This is a genomic window from Dietzia sp. E1 (assembly GCF_014145015.1).
Taxonomy (GTDB): Bacteria; Actinomycetota; Actinomycetes; order Mycobacteriales; family Mycobacteriaceae; genus Dietzia; species Dietzia cinnamea_A.
The window spans coordinates 1-2536 of sequence record NZ_JAALDU010000124.1; the positions used below are offsets into that span (position 1 = coordinate 1).

A 2536-nucleotide genomic window follows, 5' to 3' on the forward strand; every position below is an offset into this window, starting at 1 on the left:
TCCTCGCCCACGGGCACGAGGCTGATCTTGCCGCGGTTGTCGATGTCGGCGATCTCGACCTGCATCTTGTCGCCGACGTTCACCACGTCCTCGACCTTGCCGACGCGCTTGCCGCCGCCGAGCTTCGAGATGTGGACCAGGCCGTCACGGCCCGGCAGCAGCGACAGGAACGCGCCGAAGGGCGCGGTCTTGACCACGGTGCCGAGGAACCGTTCGCCGACCTTGGGCAGCTGCGGGTTGGCGATGGCGTTGATCTTGTCGATCGCGGCCTGCGCCGACTCGCCGTCGGTGGCGCCGATGTACACGGTGCCGTCGTCCTCGATCGAGACGGACGCGCCGGTCTCCTCGGTGATCGAGTTGATCATCTTGCCCTTGGGCCCGATGACCTCGCCGATCTTGTCGACGGGGACCTTGATCGCGATGATGCGCGGCGCGAACGGGCTCAGCTCGTCCGGCTCGTCGATCGCCTCGGCCATCACGTCCAGGATGGTCAGGCGGGCCTCACGGGCCTGCGTGAGCGCACCGGCCAGGACCTCTGACGGGATGCCGTCGAGCTTCGTGTCCAGCTGCAGCGCGGTGACGAACATCCCGGTGCCGGCGACCTTGAAGTCCATGTCGCCGAACGCGTCCTCGGCACCGAGGATGTCGGTGAGGGCCACGTAGCGGGTCTCGCCGTCGACTTCGTCGGAGACGAGGCCCATCGCGATGCCGGCGACGGGCGCCTTGAGCGGCACGCCGGCGTTGAGCAGCGACAGCGTCGACGCACACACCGAGCCCATGGAGGTGGAACCGTTGGACCCGAGCGCCTCGGAGACCTGGCGGATGGCGTAGGGGAACTCTTCGACGCTGGGCAGCACCGGCATGAGGGCACGCTCGGCGAGCGCGCCGTGGCCGATCTCGCGACGCTTGGGCGAGCCCACGCGGCCGGTCTCACCGGTGGAGTACGGCGGGAAGTTGTAGTGGTGCATGTAGCGCTTGCTGGTCTCGGGCCCGAGCGAATCGATCTGCTGGGCCATCTTGACCATGTCGAGCGTCGTGACGCCCATGATCTGGGTTTCGCCGCGCTCGAACAGCGCGGATCCGTGGGCGCGCGGGATGACCTCGACTTCGGCGGACAGCGCGCGGATGTCGCGCACGCCGCGGCCGTCGATCCGGAAGTGGTCGGTGAGGATCCGCTGGCGGACGATCTTCTTGGTCAGCGACTTGAACGCGGCACCGATCTCGCCGAGGCGGTCGGCGAAGCGGTCGGCGAGCTCGTCGAGCACGGACGCCTTGAGCTCGTCGGTCGCGACCTCGCGCTCCTGCTTGTCCGCGATGCGCATGATCTCGGCGAGCTTGGTCTCCGCGACCTCGGCGACGGCGGCGTACGCGTCGTCCGCGTACGGCGGGAACAGCGGGAACTCGCGCGGCGTCCCGGGCGCGGCGGTGGCCAGCGCCTGCTGGGCGGCGCACAGCTCCGCGATGAACGGCTTGGCGGCCTCGAGCCCCTGGGCGACGACCTCCTCGGTGGGCGCCTGTGCGCCGCCGGCGATCTTCTCGATGACGTTGTCGGTGGCCTCGGCCTCGACCATCATGATCGCGACGTCCGCGTCGTCACCCGAGCCGACGACACGGCCGGCGACGACCATGTCGAACACGGCCCCCTCAAGCTGCTCGGAGGTCGGGAACGCGACCCACTGGCCGGCCGGGTCGGCGGCCGTGGGGATGAGCGCGACGCGCACGCCGCCGACGGGGCCCGAGAAGGGCAGCCCGGACAGCTGGGTGGACGCGGAGGCGGCGTTGATGGCCACCACGTCGTAGAGGTCCTTGGGATCGAGGCTCATGACGGTCACGACGACCTGGACCTCGTTGCGGACACCGTCCGCGAAGGTCGGGCGCAGCGGCCGGTCGATGAGACGGCAGGTGAGGATCGCGTCGGTGCTGGGGCGACCCTCACGACGGAAGAACGAGCCGGGGATGCGGCCGGCGGCGTACATCCGCTCCTCGACGTCCACCGTCAGGGGGAAGAAGTCGAAGTGGTCCTTGGGGTGCTTGCCCGCGGTGGTGGCGGACAGCAGCATCGTGTCGTCGTCGAGGTAGGCGACGACCGAGCCGGCGGCCTGCTTGGCCAGCCGGCCGGTCTCGAAACGGACCTCGCGGCGGCCGAAGTCGCCGTTGTCGATGGTCGCGACGGATTCGAAGACGCCGTCCTCGATCTCGACGGCCGTGATCTGTGACATGTGTTTCCTGTCGTATCGGGGGTGATGGGGCCTCGCGGCGGATCCGGGTCCGCCGGGGCCGCCGGTCACGTGTCAAGGGGGTCCCGGTACGACCTCGGTCTTCGATCGAAGCGGCCGGAACGGCACTCACGCGGCTCTCAACGACCCCGCGTGCGTCGGGTTCCGGCGGCCACTACCGAGGACCGCCAATCGGACCTGTCGACCACCCCGGCACGTGCGCACCGGCTGCACCTGAGGCTATCAGGGATAAACGCCCGGGTCACCGGGGCGCGCGGGCACCGCCCGTTACCTTTATTGAACCTCCGGTGGTCGGAGGT

Annotated in this window: 1 protein-coding gene; it reads right to left on the reverse strand. The window is 69.6% G+C overall.

Annotation, left to right across the window (positions count from 1 at the left end):
* Window positions 1-2219, reverse strand: a 2219-nt coding sequence (locus G6030_RS05240; RefSeq protein WP_182642426.1) for a polyribonucleotide nucleotidyltransferase, incomplete at its 3' end; no start/stop codon positions are given.
* Window positions 2220-2536 lie beyond the last annotated feature (317 nt).